Raw genomic sequence first — 25,807 nt, forward strand, 5'->3', positions numbered from 1 at the left:
GCTCTCCTCACGCGTAGGGGCTGTCGGCGCCCGCGGCGGCGGGGTGCGGGGTCCGGGCCGGGCAGCAGCCGACCGGGCAGACGTCGTGGCTCGGGCCGAGGGCGCCGAGGGCGCAGGGGGCGACCTCCCGGCCGCGTTCCACGGCGGCCCGCTCCAGGACCAGCTCCCGGACGGCGGCGGCGAACCGCGGGTCGGCGCCGACGGTCGCCGAGCGGCGTACCGGCAGGCCCAGCTCCTCGGCCTTGGCCTTGGCCTCGGTGTCGAGGTCGTACAGGACCTCCATGTGGTCGGAGACGAAGCCGATGGGGGCCATGACCACGGCGGGGACGCCGGCCGCGTGCCGCTCCTCGAGGTGGTCGCAGATGTCGGGCTCCAGCCACGGGATGTGCGGGGCGCCGGAGCGGGACTGGTAGACGAGCTGCCAGGGGTGGTCGACACCGGTGCGCTCGCGGACGGCGTCGGCGATCAGCCGGGCCACGTCCAGGTGCTGGGCCACGTAGGCGCCGCCGTCGCCGTGGGACTCGACGGGGCCGGAGGTGTCGGCGGCGGAGGTCGGGATGGAGTGGGTGGTGAAGGCGATGTGGGCCCCCGCGCGGACGTCCTCGGGCAGGTCGGCCAGGGCGCGCAGCACGCCGTCGGTCATGGGCTCGACGAAGCCCGGGTGGTTGAAGTAGTGCCGCAGCTTGTCGATCACGGGCAGTTCGAGGCCCTCGGCCCGGAGGGCGGCCAGCGCGTCGGCGAGGTTCTCCCGGTACTGGCGGCAGCCCGAGTAGGAGGCGTAGGCGCTGGTGGCCAGGACCAGGATGCGGCGGTGGCCGTCGGCGACCATCTCCCGCAGGGTGTCGGTCAGATACGGCGCCCAGTTGCGGTTGCCCCAGTAGACGGGCAGGTCCAGGCCGTGGCCGGCGAAGTCCTCGCGCAGGGCCTCGAGCAGGGCGCGGTTCTGGTCGTTGATGGGGCTGACCCCGCCGAAGAGGAAGTAGTGCTGCCCCACTTCCTTGAGGCGTTCCCTGGGGATGCCGCGCCCGCGCGTGACGTTCTCCAGGAACGGGACCACGTCGTCCGGGCCTTCGGGGCCGCCGAAGGAGAGCAGGAGCAGGGCGTCGTACGGGGTGGCATCGAGCGCGTCTGGCATGGGGTCGATCCTGCCACCCGGCACCGACAGCGGGGAAACAGCGGGGCGCCGAGTCGAGTTCGGACGGTTTCGTGTGCCTTGTCCCTACAGCTCATATTGGCGCTTTCCGGGCGGTCGCCACGGGTTCAGTCAGGGTCGCCTTATTTGTAAGCTGTATCGACCCCATTCGCGCCTTACGGAACCGCTTCGGAGACCCCGTGCCCAGCCCCTACAGAGCCTTGTTCGCCGCGCCCGGCACCAAGGCCTTCTCCGCCGCCGGATTCCTCGGCCGGATGCCGCTGTCGATGATGGGCATCGGCGTGGTCACGATGGTCTCCCAGGTCACCGGGCGGTACGGCCTCGCGGGCGCCCTGTCGGCCACCCTCGCGCTGTCCGCCGCCGCCATCGGGCCGCGCGTCTCCCGCCTGGTGGACCGGCACGGACAGCGCCGGGTGCTGCGCCCGGCGACCCTGGTGGCCCTGACGGCGGCGGCCGTGCTGCTGTGCGCGGTCCGCTTCCGGTGGCCGGACTGGGTGCTCTTCGTCTGCGCCGCCGGAACCGGCTCGGTGCCGAGCCTGGGCGCCATGATCCGGGCCCGCTGGGCGGCGCTGTACCGGGGCACGCCCCAGCTGCACACCGCCTACTCGTTCGAGTCGGTGGTCGACGAGGTCTGCTTCATCTTCGGGCCGATCCTGTCCATCGGCCTGTCCACGGCCTGGTTCCCGGAGGCGGGGCCGCTGCTGGCGGCCTGTTTCCTCGCGGCCGGCGTCTTCTGGCTGACCGCCCAGCAGGCCACCGAACCGGCGCCGCACCCGCGCGAGCGGCACGACGGCGGCAGCGCCCTGCGCTCGGCGGGGCTGCGGGTGCTGGTGGCCACCTTCGTGGCGACCGGGTCGATCTTCGGAGCCGTGGACGTGGTCACCGTCGCCTTCGCCGACGAACGCGGCCACAAGGGCGCCGCGAGCGTGGTCCTCGCCCTGTACGCGGCCGGCTCCTGTGTGGCCGCCGCGGTCTTCGGGCTGATGCGCTTCGGCGGGGCACCGGAACGCCGCTGGCTGCTGGGCGTGGCGGCGATGGCCGTGAGTATGATCCCCCTCCTACTGGTCGGAAACCTGCCGCTTCTGGCCGTGGCGCTGTTCGTTGCGGGGCTGTCCATCGCGCCGACGATGATCACGACGATGTCCCTCATAGAAGAGCACGTACCTCGTGCGCGGCTCACTGAGGGCATGACCTGGGTGAGCACCGGCCTGGCGGTCGGTGTCGCGCTCGGCTCCTCCGCGGCCGGCTGGGTGATCGACGCGGCCGGGGCGCGGGCCGGGTACGGGGTCCCGGCGGTGTCCGGGGCCGTCGCGGTCGTGGTCGGTTTCCTCGGGTACCGCCGGCTGCGCAGGCCGGCCTCGGGGCGGGGAGGCACCGTTGAGCAGCACAGCGAGCGGGACGTACGGAACCTGGCGTAACTGGGGCGGGAACGTCTCCGCGCGGCCCGCCCGGCAGGTCGCGCCGGCCTCGGTGGAGGAGCTGGCGGCGGCGGTGCGCCGGGCCCGGGAGGACGGGCTGACGGTGAAGGCGGTCGGCACCGGCCACTCCTTCACCTCGATCGCCGCCACCGACGGTGTCCTGATACGCCCTCATCTGCTGACGGGCATCCGCGCCGTCGACCGGCGGTCCATGACGGTCACGGTGGAGGCGGGCACCCCGCTCAAGAGGCTCAACGCCGCCCTCGCGCGCGAGGGTCTGTCGCTCACCAACATGGGCGACATCATGGAGCAGACCGTCTCCGGGGCCACCAGCACCGGCACCCACGGCACGGGCCGCGCGTCCGGCTCCATCGCCGCCCAGATCAAGGGGCTGGAGCTCGTCACGGCCGACGGCACGGTGCTCACCTGCTCCGAGCGGGAGAACCCGGAGGTCTTCGCCGCCGCCCGCATCGGTCTCGGTGCCCTGGGCGTCGTCACCGCGATCACCTTCGCCGTGGAGCCGCTCTTCCTGCTCACCGCGCGCGAGGAGCCGATGCCCCTGGAACGGGTCCTGGCGGAGTTCGACCAGCTGTGGGCGGAGAACGAGCACTTCGAGTTCTACTGGTTCCCGCACACCGGGAACACCACCACCAAGCGCAACAACCGCAGCGCCGGTCCCGAGCGGCCGGTGGGGCGGGCGGCCGCCTGGTTCGAGGACGAGTTCCTGTCCAACGGCGTGTTCCAGGTGGCCCAGTGGGCCGGCCGGGCCGCGCCGGCCACCGTCCCGGCCATCGCCCGGATCTCCAGCAGGGCGCTGTCCGCGCGGACGTACACCGACATCCCGTACAAGGTGTTCACCTCGCCGCGCCGGGTGCGGTTCGTGGAGATGGAGTACGCCGTGCCGCGCGCGGCCCTGGTGGAGACCCTGCGCGAGCTGCGCGGCATGGTCGACCGCTCGGGGCTGCGGATCAGCTTCCCGGTCGAGGTGCGCACCGCCCCGGCCGACGACATCACCCTGTCCACCGCCTCCGGCCGGGACAGCGCCTACATCGCCGTGCACATGTTCCGGGGCACGCCGTACCAGGCGTACTTCACCGCCGCCGAGCGCATCTTCACCGCGCACGAGGGGCGCCCGCACTGGGGCAAGGTGCACACGCGGGACGCCGAGTACTTCTCGCGGGTGTATCCGCGCTTCGGCGAGTTCACGGCGTTGCGGGACCGTCTGGACCCGGACCGGCTGTTCCGGAACGACTATCTGCGGAGGGTCCTGGGGGCGTAGGAGTGGTGGACGCGCCGGGCGCGCTGGGCGTGGGGCTCGGGGTGGCGGGGGCGGACGGGGTGGCCGGGGTGCCGCTCGGGGTCCCGCCCGGGCCGGTGTCCGGCGTGCCGCTCGCGGAGCCGCCGGGCGCCGGGGAGGTGCTGGGGGTCGTGTCGCCGCCGGCCGGTGAGCGGGAAGGGGACGGGGTGTCCGACGGGGCCGGGGTGTCGTCGGACCGGGTGCCGGACGTGTGCCGGCCGGTGACGGCGTCGCTCACGGTCGTGCCCCGGCCGCCGCTGAAGCTGTTGCCGGAGACCAGCTCGTACGCGGTGATACCGGCCATCGTCACTCCGAAGACCAGGGCGGCGGCGACCAGCGGGCGGCGCCAGCTCTTCACCCGTGCGCGGTAGACGGTGCCCTCGGTGAACTCGCCCGGTGCCGGCACCGCTCGCTCCCGCGGCCGGGCGGCCACCACCGTCTTCTCCCTCAGCTGCTCCCCGGTCCGCTTGAAGAAGTGCTGGAAGACCGAACCGCCGCAGGTGGCGAGGACGCTGACCACGCCGGCGCCGAGGATCGTGCCGTACACCCCGAAGTACGAAGCCAGTTTGGCCGCCACCACCGCCGCCAGGGCGCTGCCCGCGACCTGGGCGACGTTCAGATCGATCCGCTTCCGCCCCGTATCGGGTGTCTCACGCATACCCGGACCTTGCCTGCCTTTCCCGTACTTGATCGACATTGACCGACCGACTGCACGAGAAGGGGACGTACGGACGAAACCATTAGTTCCGTTTCTGGCGATTCCGTGAACTTCACCACGTCATGATCGACAAAACCGGTTGCGAACGGCCAAGTCGCGCCCCTTGCCAGAAGTTGGCCAGCGCGCCAATCCACGCACGTGGCCCGAATGGAGTACTGTTGCGAACCCTGGGTCCGGTCCCCCACCAGGGCGTCCGCGACCTCGCAGGATCACCGGGAGGGGATTAGTTGCACAGGGTGACGGAGTTGGTCACTTAGCGTGGCGAACAGGTAACCGTGCCATAACGGCGGTCCCGGGCCCGCGCCCGACACGCCGGGCAACTCGGCAAGGTTGTGGCAGGCTGCACCCGGGCAGGCCACACTCGACTAGCGGAAGCAGCGACGCACGTGACGTCGGCAGGCACCACCCGGGAGGTCCCCATGCCCGAACTGCGTGTCGTGGCCGTCTCGAATGACGGCACACGGCTGGTGCTGAAGGCTGCCGACTCCACGGAGTACACACTTCCGATCGACGAACGGCTGCGCGCCGCCGTGCGCGGCGACCGGCCACGCCTCGGCCAGATCGAGATCGAGGTCGAGAGCCATCTGCGCCCGCGGGACATCCAGGCCCGGATACGAGCCGGTGCCACCGCGGAAGAGGTCGCCCAGCTCGCCGGCATCCCCGTCGACCGGGTGCGGCGCTTCGAGGGGCCCGTGCTCGCCGAGCGCGCCTTCATGGCCGAACGCGCCCGCAAGACCCCGGTCCGCCGCCCCGGCGAGAACTCCGGCCCGCTGCTCGGCGAGGCCGTGCAGGAACGGCTGCTGCTGCGCGGCGCCGAGAAGGACACCGTGCAGTGGGACTCCTGGCGCCGCGACGACGGCACCTGGGAGGTGCTCCTCGTCTACCGGGTGGCGGGCGAACCGCACTCGGCGAGCTGGACGTACGACCCGCCCCGGCGGCTCGTCCAGGCCGTCGACGACGAGGCGCGGTCGCTGATCGGCGAGTCCGACGACCTCGCCGCGCCCGAGCCCAGCTTCCCGTTCGTCCCGCGGATCGCCCGGCTGCCCCGTGAGCGTTCGATGGACCGCGCGCTCGAACGGCTGGACCGGGACCGGCCCGGGCTGTCCGCGCAGCCGTCGGAGCCGGCCGAGGAGGAAGCGGGTGAGCGCGACTCGCTGACCAGCCTCCTGGAGGCCGTGCCGAGCTTCCGGGGCGACCTCGTCGTCCCGGAGCGCTCGTCGGAGTCCGAGGAGGAGCCCGGCGACGAGCCCGCCGCCGAGGAGCCGCCGGCGCCCGCCGCCTCGGCCGGCTCCGCCTACGCGGACGTCCTCATGCCGCGTTCCGTCGGCAGCCACCGTGACCGGCTCATCGGCGCGACCGACCGCCAGGCCGAGGCCGACGGCGTCCGGCCCGGCCGCCGCGCCGCCGTCCCCAGCTGGGACGAGATCGTGTTCGGCACCCGCCGCAAGAAGCAGGAGTAGGCGGGGCGGAGCGGTCAGAAGGGGGCACGCGCGCGTGCCCCCTCTTTTTCTCGGCTTTTTCTCGGCCTGCCGTGTTCTTCCCGGCCTTCCGTGGCGCTACCGCGGGTCCGCGCCGACCGCCACCGGACGCGACGGATCCGAGGACCACTCCGACCAGGAGCCGACGTACAGGGCCGCCGGGATGCCCGCCACCGCCAGGGCGAGCACCTCGTGGGCGCCGGAGACGCCCGAGCCGCAGTACACGCCCACCTCGGTGTCCTCGGACACCCCGAGGGCCTTGAAGCGGTCCTTCAGCTCCGCGGCGGGCAGGAAGCGGCCGTCGGGGCCCACGTTCTCCGTCGTCGGTGCCGACACCGCGCCCGGGATGTGCCCGCCGACCCGGTCGACCGGCTCCACCTCGCCGCGGTACCGCTCCCCTGCGCGGGCGTCCAGCAGCACCCCCGTGCCGGCCAGCGCGGCGGCCCCGTCCGCGTCCAGCAGCCCGCCGGCCGCCGGCGCCGGCGTGAAGTCGCCCTCGGCCGGGGGCGGCACCTCGGTGGACAGCTCGCCCCGCCAGGACGGCAACCCGCCGTCGAGGACCCGCACGTCCGGGTGACCCGTCCAGCGCAGCAGCCACCACGCGCGGGCCGCCGCCCAGCCCTGCCCGCCGTCGTAGACGACGACCGGCCGGCCGGCCGACACGCCCGCGCGGCGCATCGCGGCACCGAACTCGCCGAGGTCGGGCAGCGGATGCCGGCCCCCCGGACCCGGCGCGCCGGCCAGCTCCCGGTCCAGGTCGACGAAGACCGCGCCGGGCAGGTGCCCGGCGGCGTACTCGGCCCGGCCGTCGAAGGCCGGCGCGCCGGCCGCCCTGGCCAGGCTCAGCTGCCAGCGCACGTCCAGCAGGACGGGCGGGTGGTCGCCGGTCAGCGCGGACGCGAGTTCGGATGCGGTGATGATGGCTGTCATGGGGTCCATCCTTACGCCAGGGGTGGCCGCGGCGTCCAGGTCCGGCTACTCTGCTCGGCCGGACAGCCCCGATCACGGTGCGTACGGGATCGGGCACATGGTGTACCACTGACGGACACCCGTCGGCCATCGTCAAGAAGCGGCGAAAGGCGGCGGATCGGGCATCCTCTCGTAGGGGCGGCGAGCGGCGCGGTACGGCCCCGCGGCACCCGGAGGATGCGGGGACCGGCACGGGGCGTACGCGCCGGCGGCGTGGACACCCCTTCCGGGGAGCGGAAGCGACACGGCCACCGCGAGGGGCCGGGGAGAGAGTGATCGATGACCGAGGCACGGGAACCGGCCGGTCCGCACGCGCGGCGGGTGCCCGGCACACCCTGCTGGGTGAGCCTGATGGTGCACGGGCTGGATGCCACCGAGGAGTTCTACGGCGGGCTGTTCGGCTGGGAGTTCCGGCCCGGTCCGCAGCAGCTCGGGCCGTATGTGCGGGCGCTGCTGGACGGGCGGGAGGTGGCGGGCGTGGGCCGGCTGCCGACGGACCGCCGGCTGCCGGTCGCCTGGACGCCGTACCTCGCCTCCGACGACGTGGACCGGACCGCCGACATGGTGCGGCTGTGCGGCGGCACGGTGGCCGTCGGCCCGCTGGACGCCGCCGAGGCCGGGCGGATGGCGATCGCCGCCGATCCCTCCGGGGCGGTGTTCGGGATCTGGCAGGGTGCCGGGCACACCGGCACGGCACTCACCGGTGTGCCCGGCACCCCCGTGTGGAACGAACTGCTCACCTTCGGGACGGAAGGCGTCGCGAAGTTCTACCGGAGCGTCTTCCCCTACGAGGAGGAGCCGGTGGTCTCCGCCGGTGCCGACCGCATCGCCCTGCTCCTGGAGGGCCGTCCGGTGGCCGGACTGCACGGTGTGGGCCAGGACCTGCCCCCGGACCGGGGACCGCACTGGCGGACGTACTTCGAGGTCGCCGACCTCGAGGCGACGCTGCGGCGGGTCACCGGCCTGGGCGGCCGGATCCTGCGACCGGCCCACGACGGCCCGCAGGGGCGGGTGGCTACGGTGGCGGACCCGGAGGGCGCCGAGTTCTCGGTGGTCCAGGATCCGCGGCTGCCGGTGGTCCGGGAGCCGCGCTGAGCGCTCAGGAGGGCGAGACGGGCAGCACGTCCGGGGACAGGGCCGCCGCGCGGGCCGTCGCCGCGGTCATCCGGCGCTGGTGGTGACGGCGGCACAGCACCTCGTAGCCGACCTCGCCCGCGGACTGGTTGACGTCGCCGACGACCACCTGGGCCCCCTCGACCACCATCTCGCCGTCGATCGTGCGGGCGTTGTGGGTGGCCCGGGCGCCGCACCAGCACAGCGCCTCCACCTGGAGCACCTCGATCCGGTCGGCCAGCTCCACCAGCCGCTGCGAGCCGGGGAACAGCTTGGAGCGGAAGTCCGTGGTGATGCCGAAGGCGAAGACGTCCAGGCCGAGATCGTCCACCACGCGCGCGAGCTGGTCGATCTGCTCGGGCGCGAGGAACTGCGCCTCGTCCGCGATCACATAGTCGGCCCGGCCGCCCTGGGAGAGGTGGTCCACGAGGTAGGCGTACAGGTCCTGGCCGTCCTCGACCTCCACCGCGTCGGTGACCAGGCCCAGCCGGGAGGACAGCTTGCCCTCGCCCGCGCGGTCGTTCCGGGTGAAGATCATGCCCGCCAGGCCGCGCGCGGAACGGTTGTGCTCGATCTGCAGAGCCAGCGTCGACTTCCCGCAGTCCATCGTTCCGGAGAAGAACACCAGCTCGGGCATGAGGAGTTGAGCACCTTTCGGCAAAGGGAGGGCGGGAAGGGGAGCAGGGGAGGATCAGGAACGTACTTCGAGCAGCGGGACCAGCTGCTCCGCCGGGGTCATCGAGCCGTGGTTGCCGACCAGCGCGGACTCCTTGGGCTCCCGCTCGGAGGCGGTGATCAGCACGTCGTCGTGCGCGGCGGCGATCACGTCCCCGATCCGGGGGTACACGCGCTCGTCACAGTCGCCGGGCCGCCCGAACCAGCCGGCCGCGATCGCCTCGTCCCGCGAGGCCACCCAGAACTGCTCCCCGAGCACCTCGCGCCACACGGCCAGCACGTCGTTCTGGGCGCCCGGCACCGCGTACACGTGCCGGGCCCGGCCCTCGCCGCCCAGCAGCGCGACGCCGGCCCGCAGCTCCCAGTCCTCGTCGAAGTCGATGCGGTGCCGCTCGTCGAACGGCACGTCGACCATGCCGTGGTCGGCGGTGACGTACAGGGCGCTGCGCGGGGGCAGCTGCTCGGCCAGCCGCTGGACGAGCCGGTCGACGTACATCAGCTGGCCGCGCCAGGTGTCGGAGGCGATGCCGTAGCGGTGCCCGGAGCCGTCCAGTTCGGAGTAGTACGTGTACACCAGCGAGCGGTCGCCGGCGGCCAGCTGCTCGGCCGCGAGGTCCATGCGCTCCTCGCCGGTGAGCCGTCCGTGGAAGGTGCCGCCGCTGAGCGCGACCTTGGTGAGCGGGGTGTGCTCGAAGGCGGGGGAGGTCACCTGGGCGGTGTGCACCCCGGCCCGGTGGGCCAGCTGGAAGACGGTGGGGTACGGCTGCCAGGCGCCCGGGTCGGTGTACGGCTGCCAGCGGAGCTGGTTCATCAGCTCGCCGGTGGCCGGATTGCGCACGGCGTACCCGGGCAGGCCGTGGGCGCCGGGCGGCAGGCCGGTGCCGACGGAGGCGAGGGAGGTCGCGGTGGTCGCCGGGTAGCCGGCGGTGAGCGGACGGCCGGTGCCGCCGCGCGAGCTGCCGAGCAGGGAGGTCAGGAAGGGAGCCTCGTCCGGGTGGGCCCGCAGCTGTTCCCAGCCGAGGCCGTCGACCAGGAAGACACAGACCCGGTCGGCGGGGGTCAGCTCGCCGATGGTGGGGGTCAGACCGGGGACGCCGAGGCCGGCGGCCAGGGTGGGCAGCAGGTCGGCCAGGGAGCCGCTGCCGTACTCGGGCAGCGGCGCGGTGTCCAGGGCGAGGGGTTCCGGGTGGTCCCAGGCGGAGAGCTGGGACATCAGCGGGTGAGGTCCGCGGTCGCCTCCGAGATGGCCTGCGCGAAGGCGAGCGCCTGGCGCACCGTCTCCGGGCCGTCCCCGGCCTCGCTGACGCGCAGGCTGAGGTCGTCCGCCGTGGAGCTGCCCGTGTAGCCGTGGTCGGCGTCGCAGTTGGGGTCGCCGCAGGCGGCGGGCTCCAGGTCGATGCGGTTGACCGCGCCCCAGCCGATGGTCAGCACGACCTCGCGGGGCAGCGTGCCCGGCGTGTACTGCTCGGGGTTGGCGACCACCCGGCTGACCACGACGGACGAGATCCGGTCGAGCTTTACGGACTCGGTGGAGGTGGTGGCGTACGGCGTCGGGGACGTGGTGTCGGCGGCCTGCTCGTCGGTGTGGCTGACGATGAAGCGGTTGCCGGTGAGCACCAGGACGGTCACATGCCGCCGCACCTCGTTCTGATCGAAGGTGGTCTCCTGGTGGACCAGGTACGACCGGACGGGCTCGCCGCCCACGGCGGCCTCCACCGCCTCGGCCACGAGGGCCGGGTAGTAGCCGCTGCGCTCGATCGCCGCGCGCAGCCCCTGGGTCGTCGTACTGGTCTTGGCCATGGCGTCCATCCTAATCCGTGGGCAAGGGCGCTCCGGGCCAGTCGGACGGACCGGGGGCGGGTGTGGCCGCGGGGTTCCGGGAGGCGGCGGGGCTTCCCGGTACGCCGGCATCGGGCGCGGGCTTCTCAGTAGGCCGGCATCGTGCGCGGGCCGAGGTCGTCGCGGGCGGGCGGGGGCGCGAGCCGCACCGTGGCGCCGAGGACGCTCACGCCGTGCGGGGCGACGACGACCGGCTCCAGGGTGACCGCGACCACCTCCGGGTGGTCGTCGACCAGCCGGGACACCCGCAGCAGCAGTTCCTCCAGGGCGGGGGTGTCCACGGGCGTGGAGCCGCGCCAGCCGAACAGCAGCGGCGCGGTGCGGATGGAGCGCACCAGCGAGGTCGCCTCCCGGTCCGTGACGGGTATCAGCCGGTGGGCCATGTCCCCGAGCAGCTGGGAGGCGGCGCCGGCCAGGCCGAAGGACAGCACGGCCCCGGCCGCCGGGTCGATCACCGCGCGCACGACGGTGTCCACGCCCCGGGGTGCCATCGCCTGCACCACCGGGCGCAGCTCCTCGGGCCGCCCGAACAGCTCGGTCAACTCGGTGTAGGCCCGTAGCAGTTGCTCCTCGTCCGCGAGGTCCAGGCGGACGCCGCCCAGGTCGGCGCGGTGCCTGAGGTGCGGGGCGGTCGCCTTGAGGGCCACCGGGTAGCCGAGCGCCCGGGCGGCGTCCACGGCCGCGCCGGGGCCGGGCGCGGGCAGGGCGCGGCGCACGGGGATGCCGTACCGGCCGAGCAGCTCGCAGGTGTGCTCGGCGGAGAGCGTGAGCCCTTCCCCGCGGGCGAGCAGCTCGCCTATCAGCCGGGCGGCCCCCTTCTCGTCGATGTCGTCGAACTCCGGCACCTTCCCGGGATCGGCCGCCTCCCGCCGCCACCGCGCGTAGTGCACGGCTTCGGCGAGCGCCCGCACGGCGCGTTCGGCGGCGGGGTACGCGGGGATGAGCCGGGTGCCGTCCCGGGGGGACGCGGGGGCTTGCCCGGCCGGCCCGGAGGGAGGGGCGGGGGGTCGTCCCGCCGCCTCGGCGGACGGCCGGCGCTGGGGAGGGGCGGGGGGTCGTCCTGTTGTCGGGGTGGACGGAGGCCCCACCTCGGCCGTGGGGGATCGGTCCGCTCCCGCGCGGGACGGGCGGGCCGGGTGGGTACCGTGCTCCGCGCCGGCCGCCTTGTCGGGAGCTCCCGGGGCCGTGCTCGTCGCGGCCGACAGCGCCTGTGCCAGCCCGCCCAGCTCGACATGGACCACCAGCACCGGCTTGCCCGGCACCGCCGCCGCGGCCGACCGCAGCGCCTCGGCCAGTTCCGCGTCCCCCGGTGAGCCCTCGCCGATCGCGGGGATCGCCGTGACCACGACGGCGTCGTTCGTGTCGTCGGCGAGCGCGGCGGCCAGCGCCCGGTGGAAGTCCTGCGCCGTCGCCCCGGTGGTCAGGTCCACCGGCCGGGCCGGCCGCAGGCCCTCCGCCACACACCGGTCGTACGTCAGCACGCCCAGCGACTCCGAGTTGCCGAGGATGGCCACGCGCGGCCCGGCGGGCAGCGGCTGGCGGGCGAGCAGCAGTCCCGCGTCGACCAGTTCGGTGATGGTGTCGACGCGGATCACCCCGGCCTGCCGCAGCAGCGCGGACACGGTCGCGTACGGCAGCCGGGTGGCGCGTACCGCGTGCCCCTGGGGGGCGGTGCCGGTGCCCTGCACGACGACCAGGGGCTTGGCCGCGGCCGTCCGCCGGGCGAGCCGGGTGAACTTGCGGGGGTTGCCGATGGACTCCAGGTACATGAGGACGACGTCGGTGTCCGGGTCGTCGTACCAGTACTGGAGGACGTCGTTGCCCGAGACGTCCGCGCGGTTGCCCGCGGACACGAACGTGGAGACGCCGGTGACCCCGGTCACCCCTCCCCCGCGCCGGTGCAGCCGGGACAGCAGGGCGATACCGATGGCGCCGGACTGGGCGAAGAGTCCGATGCGGCCGGGGCGCGGCGGTTCGGGGGCGAGCGAGGCGTTCAGCCGCACGTTCCCGGCGGTGTTGATGATTCCGAAGGCGTTGGGGCCGATGAGCCGCATGCCGTACGCGCGCGCCGCCCGCACGAGCGCGCGCTGCCGTTCGCGCCCCTCGGGTCCGCTCTCGGCGTACCCGGCGGAGACCACGACCAGCCCCTGGACGCCGTGTTCACCGCACTCGGCGACCACGGCGGGCACGTGCTCGGCCGGTACGGCGACGACGGCGAGGTCCACGTGCCCGCCGATGTCGCGCACCGAGCGGTGTGCGGGCACCCCGTCGATCTCCTCGAGGCCGTCGGGGAAGGCCTTGTTCACGGCGTGCAGCGGGCCCGGGTAGCCGGCCTCGCGGATGTTGCCGAGGATGCCGCGGCCCACCCCGCCGGGGGCGCGGCCGACGCCGATGACCGCGACCGAGCCGGGCGCGAGCAGCCGTCGTACCGAGCGGGCCTCGGCGCGCTGTTCCCGGGCGTGCTGCACGGCCACGGAGCGGTCGGTGGGTTCGAGGTCCAGCTCCAGGCGTACGACGCCGTCCTCGAAGCTGCGCTTCTGGGTGTAGCCGGCGTCCGTGAACACCTTGATCATCTTGGTGTTGGCGGGCAGCACCTCGGCGGCGAAGCGGCGGATGCCGCGCTCGCGCGCGACGGCCGCGATGTGCTCCAGGAGCGCGGAGGCGACCCCGCGGCCCTGGTGGGCGTCCTGCACCAGGAAGGCGACCTCGGCCTCCTCGGCGGGCGCGGAGGCGGGCAGGCCGTCGGCGCCGATGCGGTCGTAGCGTACGGTGGCGATGAACTCGCCGCCGATGGTGGCCGCGAGCCCCACCCGGTCCACGAAGTCGTGGTGCGTGAAGCGGTGGACGTCCTTGGCGGACAGGCGGGGGTACGGCGCGAAGAAGCGGTAGTACTTCGACTCGTCCGAGACCTGCTCGTAGAAACTGACCAGGCGGTCGGCGTCATCGACGGTGATGGGCCTGATGCGCGCGGTGCCGCCGTCGCGCAGCACCACGTCCGCCTCCCAGTGGGCGGGGTACTGGTGCCGGTCCTGCCGGTCCGCCGAGGTCTGCATGGGCCCCAGAGTAAGGCTCGCGTACGACAACGGCGCGAGGCAGTCTATGGGGGCGAACGCCGGACCGAGGCCGCGGTCCGGCCTCGCGCCGGGGCGGTCCCGCGGGCCCGCTCCGGGCACGCTTCACGATATGGGAAACTGGTCTAGACAACCTGAGCACTGAAGGGCAGCAACACATGGCTGAGCGCCGCGTCAACGTCGGCTGGGCCGAGGGCCTCCACGCCCGCCCCGCTTCTCTCTTCGTCCGAGCCGCCACGGCCACAGGCGTCCCGGTGACGATCGCCAAGGCCGGGGGCAACCCCGTCAACGCGGCCTCGATGCTGGCCGTCCTGGGCCTGGGCGCCCAGGGTGGCGAGGAGATCGTCCTCGCCTCCGACGCCGAGGGCGCCGACGCCGCCCTGGACCGTCTGGCCAAGCTGGTCTCCGAGGGCCTGGAGGAGCTGCCCGAGACCGTCTGAGCAGACCGGGAAGCCGCGCCGTCCGCACCGGACGGCGCGGCTTCCGCGTTTTCGCGACCCCTCGCACTCCGCCGAATTCCGGGCGGGCCGTCCGTTCCGGCGACCGCACCTGCCGGACATCCGCGAGCGGAAATTCCGGCACCGCAAAAAGGGCAGCGGAAAACACCCGCCACCGAATAACCCTTCTTTGTATACGGCGCGCGTGTTAATGCCGTAGGCCCGACATGTTTACGGGGTGTTGCGAAGTCCTCACACGCTCCCCGGTGCCGGAGAAGCGGAGCCGGTGCGCGCCCGTCGCGCGCTCGGTGTGCAGGGCGGTCAGCGCCCGCGCGCGTTCGCCGTCCCCGCGCGCCACCGCGTCCACGATCGCGCCGTGCTCCACCCAGGTCTCCACCGGGCTCACCGGGGCCTCCACCGCGTACATCCAGGCGATCTTGTGCCGCAGCTGGGTCAGCATCGAGGTCAGCGAGGGGCTGCCGCAGGCCTGGGCGAGCGTCTCGTGGAACCAGCCGCCGAGCGAGCGCAGATCCTCGCTGTTGCCCTTCCGGGCCCGCTCCTGGCCCAGCCGGACCAGGCCGCGCAGCACCTTCAGGTGGGCCTCCGTGCGCCGCTGGGCGGCCCGCGCGGCGCCCAGCGGCTCCAGCAGCGTCCGCATCTCCAGCACGTCGGCGGCCTCCTGCTCGGTCGGCTCGGCCACGCACGCGCCCGCGTGCCGGCGCGTCACCACGAACCCCTCGGCCTCCAGGGTGCGCAGCGCCTCGCGGACGGGGACACGCGAGACGCCGTAGCGACGGGCCAGGACTTCCTCGGTGAGCCGGCTGCCGCGCTCGTAGACACCCGCGACGATGTCGTCCCGGACAGCGGTGCACACCGAGTGCGCCGGAATACGCATGACCGACCTCCGCCTTAATCCCCGTGAAACGCCGACACTGGACGCCTGTTCCGCGACTCTATTCCAATGCACCGGAATTTCCGACGGGGGGCGGTAATCCATGGATATTTTTTGGACAACGGGTCCGGCGGACACCGTGAAAAACGGCGAAAGCCCCGGCTCGGTGAGCCGGGGCCGCCAGGGAACGCGCGGAGCGTCAGATGTGCACGCCGTGCCCGCGGAGATAGGCGACGGGGTCGATGTCGGAGCCGTAGTCCGGGCTCGTGCGCGCCTCGAAGTGGAGGTGCGGGCCGGTGACGTTGCCCGTGGCGCCGGACAGACCGATCTGCTGGCCCGGCTCCACCTTCTGGCCCACCGTGACGCCGATGGACGACAGGTGCCCGTACTGCGTGTACATGCCGTCGGCCATCCGGATCACGATCTGGTTGCCGTAGGCGCCGCCCCAGCCGGTGGCGACGACCGTGCCGGAGCCCACCGCGTGCACGGTGGTGCCGGCGGCCGCGTGGAAGTCGATGCCGGTGTGCGAACCGGAGGACCACAGCGAGCTGGACGCCTGGTAGGCCGTGGAGACGTACGAGTGCGCGATGGGGGCGACGAAGGTGTTCAGCCTGCGGCGCTCGGCCTCGCGCGCGGCGCGGACCCGTTCCTCCTCGGCCCGCTCGGCGGCCGCCTTCTCCGCGGCCTCCTCGGCCGCCTTGCGGTCGGCGGCCTGCTGCTGGGCGGTGGCCTGCGCGTCGATCTGCGCGGCGACGTCCTCGGTGGCGGCGAGGACCGGGGTGAGGCCGGTCTGGTCCACGGGGCTGCCGGCGGCGAGCGCCGGAGAGGCGGCGAGGGTGCCGATGACACCGGTGGTGGTCAGGGCCGCGACGCCGGCCGCCTGAGCGGTGGTGCGCTTGACCCGGCCGGGCTTGCGGTGCTTCCCGGTGGCGCACATGAACGCCATGGAGTGGCTGGTCCTTTCCTTCCCTCTCGCCTACCGGGTTAGCTGACGGGTTCGGAGCAGGAAGGTCTCCTACGGGCCCCCTCGCGGGCGCCCGATTCACCCCAGGGACGGTGGGTCCCCGGCTCCCCTGGCTCGCGCCGTACGGGGACTCGGCGATGGCTGTCCGGTGCCGCGGGTGCGGCGCACTGCCTGACGAACAGCCCGGACGACGCTACGGCGGCCCGCTTTCGATCCTCAAACGGATCCGGGTTTTTGTAGCGCATCCCACAGGTCAGACAGGCAACCTCCGCCCCAAAACGGGCATCTGAGGGACCGAGTGGAACAGCGTGGGGCCCTGACGGCTCGTGACCGTCAGGGCCCCACGCGCGCGTGCGCCGGACGTGCCGGGCCGTTACTCGGCCGACACCACGGTCACCTCACCGATGCCGAGCTCCTCGACCGGTGCCTTGATCTGGGCGGCGTCGCCGACGAGGACGGTCACCAGGCGGTCCACCGGGAAGGCGTTCACCACGGCCGCGGTGGCCTCCACCGTGCCCGTGGCCGCCAGCTGCCGGTACAGCGTCGCCTGGAAGTCGTCGGGCAGGTGCTGCTCGACCTGGTCGGCCAGCGTGCTCGCGACGGCCGCCGCGGTCTCGTACTTCAGCGGCGCCACGCCGACGAGGTTCTGCACGGCGACGTCCCGCTCGGCGTCGGTCAGGCCCTCCGCCGCGACAGTGCGCAGCACCTTCCACAGGTCGTCCAGCGCCGGGCCGGTGTTCGGCGTGTCCACGGAGCCGCTGATGGCCAGCATCGCCGCGCCCGTGCCGTCCGGCGCGGACCTGAGGACCTGCCCGAAGGAGCGCACGCCGTAGGTGTAGCCCTTCTCCTCGCGCAGCACGCGGTCCAGGCGGGAGGTGAGGGTGCCGCCGAGGCAGTACGTGCCGAGCACCTGGGCGGGCCACACCCGGTCGTGCCGGTCGGGGCCGATCCGGCCGATGAGCAGCTGCGTCTGTACGGCACCGGGCCGGTCCACGATGACCACGCGCCCGGTGTCGTCGGCGGTCACCGGGGGCACCGGGCGCGGTTCGCCGGGGGTGCCGGTCCAGGCGCCCAGGGTGTCGCCGAGCAGCGCGTCCAGGTCGGTGCCGGTCAGGTCGCCGACGACGACCAGGGTGGCCGTGGCGGGCCGCACGTGACGGTCGTAGAAGGCGCGTACGGCCGCCGCGTCGATCTTCTCGACGGTCTCCTCGGTGCCCTGGCGCGGCCGGGACATGCGCGAGGTCGCCGGGAACAGCTCCTTGGAGAGTTCCTTGGCGGCCCGGCGGGACGGGTTGGCCAGCTCGTGCGGGATCTCGTCCAGGCGGTTGCGGACGAGGCGCTCGACCTCGCCCGGGGCGAAGGCGGGCGCGCGCAGCGCGTCGGCGAGCAGGCCGAGGCCCTTGGCCAGGCGGGAGGCAGGGACCTCCAGGCTGAGCCGGAGCCCGGGGTGGTCGGCGTGCGCGTCCAGGGTGGCGCCCGCGCGCTCCAGCTCGGCGGCGAACTCCTCGGCGGAGTGCCGGTCGGTGCCCTCGGAGAAGGCCCGCGCCATGATCGTGGCGACGCCGTCCAGGCCGGCCGGCTCGGCGTCCAGCGGCGCGTCCAGCAGCACCTCGACGGCGACGACCTGCTGGCCGGGGCGGTGGCAGCGCAGCACGGTCAGGCCGTTGTCGAGCGCGGTGCGCTCGGGGGCCGGAAACGCCCAGGGCCTGGCCTCGCCGGGCTGCGGCTGGGGGTGGAACTCCATGGTGGCGAGCTCGGTCACTTGGCCGTCTCCTCGTTCTCGGTCTCGTCGCGGCCCGCCTCTACGGTCGCTTCCTGCTCCGGGTCCTCGGGGACATCGGCGTCCGGGGCGGCCTGCGGGGACTTCGGCTCGTAGACCAGGACCGCGCGGTTGTCCGGCCGCAGGCGGGCCGCGGCCACTTCCCGGACCTCCCCGGGGGTGACCTCCAGGACGCGCCGGACGGCGGTCAGGGCGAGCTGCGGGTCGCCGAACAGGACGGCGTACCGGCACAGTTCGTCGGCGCGGCCGGCGACCGTGCCGAGCCGGTCCAGCCACTCGCGCTCCAGCTGGGCCTGGGCGCGCTCCATCTCCTCGGGGGTGGGGCCCTCTTCGGCGAACCGGGCCAGCTCCTCGTCGATGGCGGTCTCGATGACCGGCACCTCGACGTCACCGGAGGTCTTCACGTCCAGCCAGCCCATGGAGGGCGCGCCGGCCAGGCGCAGCAGGCCGAAGCCCGCGGCGACGGCCGTACGGTCGCGGCGCACCAGGCGGTTGTACAGGCGGGAGGACTCGCCGCCGCCGAGGATGGTCAGCGCGAGGTCGGCCGCGTCGCACGCGCGCGTGCCGTCGTGCGGGAGCCGGTAGGCGGCCATCAGGGCGCGCGCCGGAACCTCCTCCACGAGGACCTCGCGCTTCTGCTCGCCGATGACGTCCGGGAGGGAGCCGTCGCGGGGCGCGGGCTTGCCGTCGTGGGACGGGATCGACCCGAAGTACTTCTCGATCCAGGCGAGGGTCTGCTCGGGGTCGATGTCGCCGACCACGGAGAGCACCGCGTTGTTCGGCGCGTAGTAGGTGCGGAAGAACTGGCGGGCGTCCTCCAGGGTGGCCGCGTCCAGGTCCGCCATCGAGCCGATCGGCGTGTGGTGGTACGGGTGGCCCTCCGGGTACGAGAGGGCGGTCAGCTTCTCGAAGGCGGTGCCGTAGGGCACATTGTCGTACCGCTGGCGGCGCTCGTTCTTGACGACGTCCCGCTGGTTCTCCATGGACTCCTCGTCCAGGGCGGCCAGCAGCGAACCCATGCGGTCGGCCTCCAGCCAGAGCGCCAGCTCCAGCTGGTGGGCGGGCATGGTCTCGAAGTAGTTGGTGCGCTCGAAGCTGGTGGTGCCGTTCAGCGAGCCGCCGGCGCCCTGCACCAGTTCGAAGTGGCCGTTGCCCTTGACCTGGGCGGAGCCCTGGAACATCAGATGCTCGAAAAGGTGAGCCAGGCCGGTACGCCCCTTGACTTCGTGGCGGGAGCCGACGTCGTACCAGAGGCAGACCGCCGCCACCGGGGTCAGGTGGTCCTCGGAGAGCACCACGCGCAGACCGTTGGCCAGGCGGTGCTCGGTCGCTGTCAGGCCCCCGGAGCCTGCCTCGGCTGTGGTCGTGTGACCCATGGGCATGTACGTCCCTTCGCGAGCGGAGGCGGTTGATGGAAACCGCGGTTGTGCTGCCGTTCCTGCCACTGTATGCAAAGCGTGCGGGGCCTTCGCGAAGTTCCCGCGGACGTACGCCGACAGCGGATCGCGTAGCCTGCCCCGGACCCCCGGACGGACGGTTCTCCCGCGCCGGGGGCGAGTCGCTCCCCGGCGCCGGCCCGGGCCCGCGGCTCCGGGCCGTGCACGGGTTGTCAGTGCCTCGGTCCACAATGGTCGGCGTCAGATCCGTCAAACGCTTCAGCACAAGAGCGCCCCGTAGGCGAGCGACCAGATCAGAAGGAGCCAGGCAGCGATGGCCCGCCGCAGCACGAAGACCCCGCCGCCCGACGATTCGTTCGAGGAGAGGATCCTCGACATCGACGTCGTGGACGAGATGCGTGGCTCCTACCTCGAATACGCGTACTCGGTCATCTACTCGCGCGCCCTGCCGGACGCCCGTGACGGCCTGAAACCGGTGCACCGCCGGATCGTCTACCAGATGAACGAGATGGGCCTGCGCCCCGAACGCGGCTACGTGAAGTGCGCGCGCGTCGTCGGCGAGGTCATGGGCAAGCTGCACCCGCACGGCGACACGTCGATCTACGACGCGCTGGTGCGCATGGCACAGCCCTTCTCCATGCGCGTGCCGCTGGTCGACGGCCACGGCAACTTCGGTTCGCTCGGCAACGACGACCCGCCGGCCGCCATGCGGTACACCGAGTGCCGGATGGCCGAGGCGACGGGCCTGATGACCGAGTCCATCGAAGAGGACACGGTCGACTTCGCCCCGAACTACGACGGCCAGGAGCGGGAGCCGGTGGCCCTGCCCGCCGCGTTCCCGAACCTGCTGGTCAACGGCTCCTCGGGCATCGCGGTCGGCATGGCGACGAACATGCCGCCGCACAACCTGCGCGAGGTCATCGCCGCCGCCCGCCATCTGATCCGGCACCCGAACGCCGACCTGGACGCGCTCATGAAGCACGTCCCGGGCCCCGACCTGCCCACCGGCGGCCGGATCGTCGGCCTGGACGGCATCCGCGACGCGTACGCGACCGGCCGCGGCACCTTCAAGATCCGCGCGACGGTCTCCGTCGAGAACGTCACCGCCCGCCGCAAGGGCCTGGTGGTCACGGAACTGCCGTTCTCGGTCGGCCCCGAGAAGGTCATCGCGAAGATCAAGGACCTGGTCAACGCGAAGAAGGTCCAGGGCATCGCCGACGTCAAGGACCTCACCGACCGCGAGCACGGCCTGCGCCTGGTCATCGAGATCAAGAACGGCTTCGTGCCGGAGGCGATCCTGGAGCAGCTGTACAAGCTGACGCCGATGGAGGAGTCCTTCGGCGTCAACAACGTCGCCCTGGTCGACGGCCAGCCGCTCACCCTGGGCCTGAAGGAGCTGCTGGAGGTCTATCTGGACCACCGTTTCAACGTGGTCCGGCGGCGCAGCGAGTTCCGCCGCGGCAAGAAGCGCGACCGGCTGCACCTGGTCGAGGGCCTGCTGACCGCGCTGGTCGACATCGACGAGGTCATCCGGATCATCCGGTCCAGCGAGAACTCCGCGCAGGCCAAGGAGCGCCTGATCGAGCGCTTCTCGCTGAGCGAGGTGCAGACGCAGTACATCCTCGACACGCCGCTGCGCCGGCTCACCAAGTACGACCGGATCGAGCTGGAGTCGGAGAAGGACAAGCTCACCGCGGAGATCGAGGAGCTGACCCGGATCCTGGAGTCCGACGCGGAACTGCGCAAGCTGGTCTCGGCCGAACTGGCCGCGGTGGCGAAGAAGTTCGGCACCGACCGGCGCACGGTCCTGCTGGAGTCCGCGGCCACCCCGGTCGCCGTCCCGCTGCAGGTGGCCGACGACCCGTGCCGGGTGCTGCTGTCCTCGACGGGGCTGCTGGCCCGTACGGCGACCGACGCGCCGCTGCCGCGGACGGCGGGCGGCAAGCGGGTCAAGCACGACGTGATCGTCTCGGCCGTGCGGACGACCGCGCGCGGGGTGATCGGCGCGGTGACCTCGGCGGGCCGGCTGCTGCGGATCAACGTGGTCGACCTGCCGCAGCTGCCCGAGCCGGCGACCGCGCCGAACCTCTCCGGCGGGGCCCCGCTGGCGGAGTTCGTCTCCCTGGAGGACGACGAGACGGTGGTGTGCCTGACCACGCTGGACGAGTCGTCGCCGGGTCTGGCGCTCGGCACCGAACAGGGTGTCGTCAAGCGGGTGGTGCCCGACTATCCGTCCAACAAGGAGGAGCTGGAGGTCATCACCCTCAAGGAGGGGGACCGGATCGTCGGCGCGGTGGAGCTGCGCACCGGCGAGGAGGACCTGGTGTTCATCACGGACGACGCGCAGCTGCTGCGTTTCCAGGCCTCCATCGTCCGCCCGCAGGGCCGCCCGGCCGGCGGCATGACGGGCGTCAAGCTCGCCGAGGGCGCGAAGGTGATCTCCTTCACGGCGGTCGACCCGGCCGCCGACGCGGTGGTGTTCACGGTGGCGGGCTCGCGCGGCACGCTGGACGACTCGGTGCAGACGACGGCCAAGCTGACCCCGTTCGACCAGTACCCGCGCAAGGGCCGGGCCACGGGCGGCGTGCGCTGCCAGCGGTTCCTGAAGGGCGAGGACTGCCTGTCGCTGGCCTGGGCGGGCCCGGCACCGGCGCTCGCGGCGCAGAAGAACGGCACCCCGGCGGAGCTGCCGGAGCCGGACCCGCGCCGCGACGGCTCGGGCACGTCGCTTCCGAAGACGGTGGCGGTGGTGGCGGGACCGGTGCTCTAGACCGGCGCTTCACCGGTGTTTCACCGGGTTCTTCAGACGGCCCGGGCCGGTGCTTCAGACGGCCCGGGCCGGTGCTCCAGGCGGTCCGGGCAGGGACCAGGCGGTCCGGGCAGGGACCAGGCGGTCCGGGCAGGGACCGCGGCCGGCTGGGGCCGGGCGGTCCGGCACGGGTCAGACGGGCGGCTCCTCCACGTCGGCGTCCGCCTCGTCCGGTCCCTGTACGTAGCGCAGGACGCCCCACATGCCGTGCTCGTCGGCGTGCGGAGCGTCGTTCGCGCACGCCTCCAGTTCCTTGCGGAGGGCGCCCGCGTCGATGCCGGAACCGATCAGCACCAGCTGGGTGAGCCGGTCGTCGCCGGGCTTCCAGGGTTCGGGGTAGAAGCGCAGGAACCGGCCGACGGCGTGCACGGCGTAGCGGTTGCCCGCGTCGTAGGGCCCGAAGTCGACGTACCCCTTGATCCGGTACAGCCCTTCGGGCCGGCTGTCCAGGAACCGCATGAGCCGCCGGGGCTCCAGCGGGACGGCGGAGGTGAAGGACAGGCTGTCGTAGCCGGTGTGCAGGTGCCCGGGGTGGCCGGGGTCGTCGTCGTGGCCGTCGTGGTCGTGCAGATCGTCGAAGGACAGCTGGCCGATGCGCTCCTCGTTCGGCCGGCAGTCGAAGAGGAACTCGGGGTCGATCCGCCCGTAGGTGGCGGGGACGACGGCCGCGCGGTCGGTGAGCGAGCGGACCAGCCCCAGGGCCCGGTCGGCGTCATCGGCGCGGTCGAGCTTGTTGACCACGACCAGGTCCGCGAGGGCGAGGTGCCGGTCGATCTCGGGGTGCTTCGCGCGCGTGTCGTCGAACTCGGCGGCGTCGACCACCTCGACCAGACCGCCGTAGACGATGCCCGGGTGCTCGCTGGCAAGGACCATGCGCACGAGTTCCCGCGGCTCGGCCAGACCGCTGGCCTCGATGACGATCACATCGATGCCGGCGGCGGGCGCGGCGAGCCGGTCCAGGTACACATCGAGTTCACCGGCGTCCACGGCGCAGCACAGGCAGCCGTTGCCGAGCGAGACGGTCGAGTCGCCGAGGGCTCCGGCGACGGCCATGGCATCGATCTCGATGGCGCCGAAGTCGTTGACGATGGCCCCGATGCGGCTGCCTCCGCTGCGGTGCAGCAGATGGTTGAGGAGCGTGGTCTTCCCGGAGCCCAGGAAGCCGGCGAGTACGACGACCGGAATCTGCCGCGGGCTGGCGCCGCTTGCCAAGCTGTTCCCCAACGGGCGACCTCTCAGACGTACCGGCGCGCACCGGCTCGCGCCCGGTGCGCGGACGAGCAGGACGGAGCGTCCAGGATACGAGCGGCCGGAGAACCGGCTCCGGCCCCCTGCGCGTCCCCTTGATCAGACCGTCGGTACTTGATTGCTTCCCAGGTCGACGTTGCTCGGATCAACAGATGACTGTCCACACATGCGGATGGGACTACGGTGGCGCCCATGCGCGATCACGACACCGCTCCCCACCGCCCCGGGCGCCGGCTGACCACCAAGGAGACCGCCGAACTGCTCGGCGTGAAGCCCGAGACGGTCTACGCGTACGTGAGCCGCGGTCTGCTCAGCAGCGCACGCGAGCCCGGCGGCCGGGCCAGCACCTTCGAGGCCGGGGAGGTCGAGGCGCTGGCCCGCCGCAACCGCCGGGAGGCCGCCGGGAGGCCGGGCACCGGCGGTGAGCTGTCTGTCCGCACCCGCATCACGCTGATCGAGCAGGACCGGTACTACTACCGCGGGGTCGACGCGGTCGAGCTGGCCACCCGGCACTCCTACGAGGAGGTCGCGGAGTGGCTGTGGACCGGGCGGCCCGCGCCGGGAGCGGCGTTCACCGCACCCGGGGGCACCGTCGAAGTCGCCCGCCGCGCGGTGGCCGCCCTGTCCGAACACGCCTCCCCGGTCGACCGGCTGCGGGTCGCGGCCGTCGCCGCGGCGGCGGAGGACCCGCTGCGCTTCGACCTGTCCGAGGAGGCCGTGCTGCACACCGCGCGCACCCTTATCCCCACCCTCGTCGCCGCGCTGCCGCCCGTCCGGCACGACCACCAGGACGACGGCCCGCTGGCCCGCCGCCTGTGGGGCCGGCTGACCGGCCGCCCGGCCGACGATGCCTCCCTGCGCGTCCTGGACACCGCGCTGGCCCTGCTGGCGGACCACGACCTGGCCGCGTCCACGCTCGCGGTCCGGGTGGCCGCCTCGGCCCGGGCGCACGCGTACGCGGCGGTCTCGGCGGGGCTCGGTGTGCTGGAGGGCCCGCTGCACGGCGCGGCCGGCGGCCTGGCCCACCGGATGCTGCTGGACGTGCTCGACCAGGGCACGGCGGTGCCGGTGATCGCCGAAGAACTGCGCGCGGGCCGCCGCGTCCCCGGTCTCGGCCACCGGCTGTACACCGCCGAGGACCCGCGCGCCCGGGTGCTGTTCGCTCTGCTGGAGGAGGTCCCGCGCGCCGAGTCCGCGCTGCTCGCGGCCCGGGACATCGTCGCCACCACTGCCCGACACGCCCCGCTGCACGCCAACGTGGACCTGGCCCTCGCGGTGTTCACCGCCTCCTGCGGCATGCCGGCCACGGCCGCCGAGACGATCTTCGCCGTCGCCCGGACCGCGGGCTGGATCGCGCACGCCCTGGAGGAGTACGGCGAGCGCCCGCTGCGCATGCGCCCCAGCGGCCACTACGTCGGTCCCCGCCCGCCCCGGCCCCTGCCGGAGTAGGCGCGGACGGCGGCCGGACCCTCTCGGAGCAGGGCCCGGCGGGGCCGGAAGTCAAGGACGGGAGAGTCAGGTTAGGCTCACCTCTGTGAGTAGGTGTGCGACCGTCTCCCGCGGCTTCGACGAGCCGGTGTCCGGTACGGCCGCCACGGCGACGACGTGGCTGCTGCTGGAACAGCCCGGCCCGTGGGGCGCCAGGGCTCTCACGTCCAGCCATCTCGACCCCTCGCTGGGCCGGGCGCTGGAGGCCGCCGCCGAGCGAACAGGCGTGCGCATCGCGCTGATCCGCCGCCCCGGGCGCCACGCCGACCCCGGCCCGCCGCCCGTACGGCGGGTGTACGCCGCGCACACCGTTCCCGGTCGGGTGTGGCTGCACGGTGCCACCACCCGCGATCCACGACGCCTGCTCGATCTGGACTTCGCCGCGCTCGGGGCGGGCGACCACCGCTCCTTCGGCGCGGTGCTCGGCGGGCGGCCCCACCGGGGCGACCCGCTGGCGCTCGTGTGCACCAACGGCAAGCGCGACCGCTGCTGCGCCCTCCTGGGCCGGCCCCTCGCAGCGGAACTGGTCGCGTCGGGGGTGCGCGGCGTCTGGGAGGTCACCCATCTGGGGGGACACCGGTTCGCGCCCACGGTGCTCGTCCTGCCGTACGGCTACGCCTACGGTCGCGCCGAGGCCCACACCGTCAAGGAGGCCCTGCACGGCGCCCAGGAAGGGCGTGTGCTGGTCGAGGGGTGCCGGGGGTGCTCCGCGTGGGAGCGGCCCGGCCAGGCGGCGGAGCTGGCCGTGCGGAGTGCCGCGGGCGAGTACCGGGCGGGTGTGCTGAGCGTCGTACGGACCGCGGGCACGGCGCCGCGCTGGGAGGTCACCGTCGCTCACGCCGACGGACGCCGGTGGCGGGCGACCGTGGTCCAGGGAGCGTCGCTGCCGCCGCGTCCGGAGAGCTGCGGCGCGGAGGTGCTCGGCACGCCCGCGCGGATGGACGTGGTCGAGGTGCGCGCACTCAGGTCTACGGCGCTGGCGAGCTGACCCGGCACATGTCCCGTCAATGTTGATCAACCACTGATCAAGAGATCCACACCACACCCGCTGGGGGGCTCCC

General features: G+C 73.4%; 20 protein-coding genes and 1 riboswitch. Of the genes, 8 read left to right on the top strand and 12 right to left on the bottom strand.

Going from position 1 to position 25,807, the window contains the following annotated elements:
* Positions 1-7 precede the first annotated feature (7 nt).
* A complete protein-coding gene (locus AB0E62_RS22405; RefSeq protein ID WP_362196400.1) occupies positions 8-1,135 on the bottom strand; it encodes a ferrochelatase in 1,128 nt (375 codons plus the stop codon).
* Positions 1,136-1,332: 197 nt separating this feature from the next.
* Between AB0E62_RS22405 and AB0E62_RS22410 the strand changes: the two genes are divergently transcribed.
* On the top strand, positions 1,333-2,571 hold the full coding sequence (locus tag AB0E62_RS22410; protein WP_362196403.1) for an MFS transporter: 1,239 nt from the start codon (positions 1,333-1,335) through the stop codon (positions 2,569-2,571).
* Complete coding sequence (locus AB0E62_RS22415) at positions 2,531-3,850, top strand: D-arabinono-1,4-lactone oxidase (RefSeq protein ID WP_362196406.1); 1,320 nt, start codon at positions 2,531-2,533, stop codon at positions 3,848-3,850. Before AB0E62_RS22410 ends, AB0E62_RS22415 begins: the two co-directional genes overlap by 41 nt.
* On the opposite strand, the gene AB0E62_RS22420 is transcribed toward AB0E62_RS22415, so the two are convergent.
* Positions 3,774-4,526 carry a hypothetical protein gene (locus AB0E62_RS22420; protein WP_362196409.1) on the bottom strand — a complete coding sequence of 251 codons (753 nt, stop codon included), beginning with the start codon at positions 4,524-4,526 and terminating at the stop codon, positions 3,774-3,776. The genes AB0E62_RS22415 and AB0E62_RS22420 overlap by 77 nt on opposite strands.
* 479 nt (positions 4,527-5,005) lie before the next feature.
* On the opposite strand from AB0E62_RS22420, the gene sepH reads away from it, so the two are divergent.
* Positions 5,006-6,046: a septation protein SepH gene (sepH, locus tag AB0E62_RS22425; RefSeq protein ID WP_362196412.1), complete on the top strand. Its 1,041-nt coding sequence runs from the start codon at positions 5,006-5,008 to the stop codon at positions 6,044-6,046.
* Positions 6,047-6,142: 96 nt separating this feature from the next.
* Here the strand turns inward: sepH and AB0E62_RS22430 are convergent, their stop codons facing one another.
* Positions 6,143-6,994 (bottom strand): sulfurtransferase, encoded by an 852-nt coding sequence (locus AB0E62_RS22430; RefSeq protein ID WP_362196415.1) that lies wholly within the window; start codon positions 6,992-6,994, stop codon positions 6,143-6,145.
* Positions 6,995-7,312: 318 nt separating this feature from the next.
* Here AB0E62_RS22430 and AB0E62_RS22435 point away from each other — a divergent pair, with 318 nt between their 5' ends.
* Entirely contained in the window at positions 7,313-8,128 is an 816-nt protein-coding gene (locus AB0E62_RS22435; protein ID WP_362196418.1) for a VOC family protein, read from the top strand.
* Between the two features lie 4 nt (positions 8,129-8,132).
* On the opposite strand, the gene AB0E62_RS22440 is transcribed toward AB0E62_RS22435, so the two are convergent.
* From AB0E62_RS22440 to AB0E62_RS22455, 4 genes are all read right to left on the bottom strand, one after another.
* Positions 8,133-8,783, bottom strand: a complete 651-nt coding sequence (locus AB0E62_RS22440; protein ID WP_362196421.1) for a thymidine kinase — start codon at positions 8,781-8,783, stop codon at positions 8,133-8,135.
* 54 nt (positions 8,784-8,837) lie between these two features.
* Entirely contained in the window at positions 8,838-10,034 is a 1,197-nt protein-coding gene (locus tag AB0E62_RS22445; protein ID WP_362196424.1) for a nucleotide pyrophosphatase/phosphodiesterase family protein, read from the bottom strand.
* A complete protein-coding gene (locus tag AB0E62_RS22450; protein ID WP_362196427.1) occupies positions 10,034-10,630 on the bottom strand; it encodes a DUF5998 family protein in 597 nt (198 codons plus the stop codon). The genes AB0E62_RS22445 and AB0E62_RS22450 overlap by 1 nt, the downstream gene beginning before the upstream one ends.
* Positions 10,631-10,746: 116 nt before the next feature.
* Positions 10,747-13,713, bottom strand: coding sequence for a GNAT family N-acetyltransferase (locus tag AB0E62_RS22455; RefSeq protein WP_362196430.1), 2,967 nt, complete (start codon positions 13,711-13,713; stop codon positions 10,747-10,749).
* 176 nt (positions 13,714-13,889) lie between these two features.
* Here AB0E62_RS22455 and AB0E62_RS22460 point away from each other — a divergent pair, with 176 nt between their 5' ends.
* Positions 13,890-14,171, top strand: a complete 282-nt coding sequence (locus tag AB0E62_RS22460; RefSeq protein WP_030609104.1) for an HPr family phosphocarrier protein — start codon at positions 13,890-13,892, stop codon at positions 14,169-14,171.
* 205 nt (positions 14,172-14,376) lie between these two features.
* Here the strand turns inward: AB0E62_RS22460 and AB0E62_RS22465 are convergent, their stop codons facing one another.
* The 4 genes from AB0E62_RS22465 to AB0E62_RS22480 form a co-directional block, all read right to left on the bottom strand.
* On the bottom strand, positions 14,377-15,063 hold the full coding sequence (locus AB0E62_RS22465; RefSeq protein ID WP_362196433.1) for a GntR family transcriptional regulator: 687 nt from the start codon (positions 15,061-15,063) through the stop codon (positions 14,377-14,379).
* 196 nt (positions 15,064-15,259) lie between these two features.
* Positions 15,260-16,006 (bottom strand): M23 family metallopeptidase, encoded by a 747-nt coding sequence (locus AB0E62_RS22470; protein ID WP_362196436.1) that lies wholly within the window; start codon positions 16,004-16,006, stop codon positions 15,260-15,262.
* A 12-nt stretch (positions 16,007-16,018) separates the two neighbouring features.
* Positions 16,019-16,171: riboswitch (cyclic di-AMP (ydaO/yuaA leader) on the bottom strand.
* 226 nt (positions 16,172-16,397) lie between these two features.
* Positions 16,398-17,786 (bottom strand): pitrilysin family protein, encoded by a 1,389-nt coding sequence (locus AB0E62_RS22475; RefSeq protein ID WP_362196439.1) that lies wholly within the window; start codon positions 17,784-17,786, stop codon positions 16,398-16,400.
* Positions 17,783-19,186: a pitrilysin family protein gene (locus AB0E62_RS22480; RefSeq protein WP_362196442.1), complete on the bottom strand. Its 1,404-nt coding sequence runs from the start codon at positions 19,184-19,186 to the stop codon at positions 17,783-17,785. The genes AB0E62_RS22475 and AB0E62_RS22480 overlap by 4 nt, the downstream gene beginning before the upstream one ends.
* A gap of 328 nt (positions 19,187-19,514) precedes the next feature.
* Between AB0E62_RS22480 and AB0E62_RS22485 the strand changes: the two genes are divergently transcribed.
* Positions 19,515-21,971 carry a DNA topoisomerase IV subunit A gene (locus AB0E62_RS22485; RefSeq protein ID WP_362196445.1) on the top strand — a complete coding sequence of 819 codons (2,457 nt, stop codon included), beginning with the start codon at positions 19,515-19,517 and terminating at the stop codon, positions 21,969-21,971.
* Between the two features lie 171 nt (positions 21,972-22,142).
* On the opposite strand, the gene AB0E62_RS22490 is transcribed toward AB0E62_RS22485, so the two are convergent.
* On the bottom strand, positions 22,143-23,222 hold the full coding sequence (locus AB0E62_RS22490; RefSeq protein ID WP_362196448.1) for a GTP-binding protein: 1,080 nt from the start codon (positions 23,220-23,222) through the stop codon (positions 22,143-22,145).
* A 228-nt stretch (positions 23,223-23,450) separates the two neighbouring features.
* On the opposite strand from AB0E62_RS22490, the gene AB0E62_RS22495 reads away from it, so the two are divergent.
* Together AB0E62_RS22495 and AB0E62_RS22500 are read left to right on the top strand one after the other, a co-directional pair.
* Positions 23,451-24,707, top strand: coding sequence for a citrate synthase (locus AB0E62_RS22495; RefSeq protein WP_362196451.1), 1,257 nt, complete (start codon positions 23,451-23,453; stop codon positions 24,705-24,707).
* A gap of 85 nt (positions 24,708-24,792) precedes the next feature.
* Positions 24,793-25,734 (top strand): sucrase ferredoxin, encoded by a 942-nt coding sequence (locus AB0E62_RS22500; protein WP_362196454.1) that lies wholly within the window; start codon positions 24,793-24,795, stop codon positions 25,732-25,734.
* Positions 25,735-25,807: the final 73 nt, after the last annotated feature.

It is taken from the genome of Streptomyces sp. NPDC038707 (assembly GCF_040636485.1).
Taxonomy (GTDB): domain Bacteria; phylum Actinomycetota; class Actinomycetes; order Streptomycetales; family Streptomycetaceae; genus Streptomyces.